The following is a 505-nucleotide window of genomic DNA, read 5'->3' on the forward strand; positions in this document are numbered from 1 at the left end:
GCCAGGTACCAAGCGACCTCGGGGGAGAGCTTCAGCCGCTCCAGCTCGGCGTCGTCAGGCAGCTCAGGCTCAGAACGGGTTGTCGTCCTCTTCGTCGCCACCCGAACCCCCCTTGGACAGGGCGGCCTCGGTCGACGGTGTCAACCCGAAGTGCGCCGCGAACGCGCGCAGTTCCTTGCCCGCAGCTGCCGCGATCCCGACCGCCGGGTTGGTGGTGGTCCACTCGGATTCGGTGCCGTCCTTGCGCGTCGAGTGGTTGGTGATCGTGAGCCCGTTGGCCTGCACGTCGCGGGTCGCCTCGACGAACCGCGCCCACGTCTCGCAGTACGCAGCGAGCACCGCCCGGTCCTCTTCCTTGAGGATGTCGAGCCGCTGCAACCCCGGCACAACCCGCTTCCACTCCGCGGCGGCCTCCGGCGACAACCACTCGGGAGCATCCGGAGCGATCCGCCGGAACGCCGGGCCCGTCGCGACCTTCCGGCCACCCGAATCCGTACCTTTCCCG

Annotated in this window: 1 protein-coding gene; it reads right to left on the reverse strand. The window is 69.7% G+C overall.

What is annotated here, in order from left to right; all coding sequences use genetic code 11:
* Nucleotides 1-69 precede the first annotated feature (69 nt).
* A partial coding sequence (locus tag QMF22_RS17340) for a phage terminase small subunit P27 family (RefSeq protein WP_283455892.1) occupies nt 70-505 on the reverse strand: 436 nt, incomplete at its 5' end.

The organism is Cryobacterium sp. PH31-L1 (genome assembly GCF_030063145.1).
In the GTDB taxonomy this organism is placed as follows: Bacteria; Actinomycetota; Actinomycetes; order Actinomycetales; family Microbacteriaceae; genus Cryobacterium.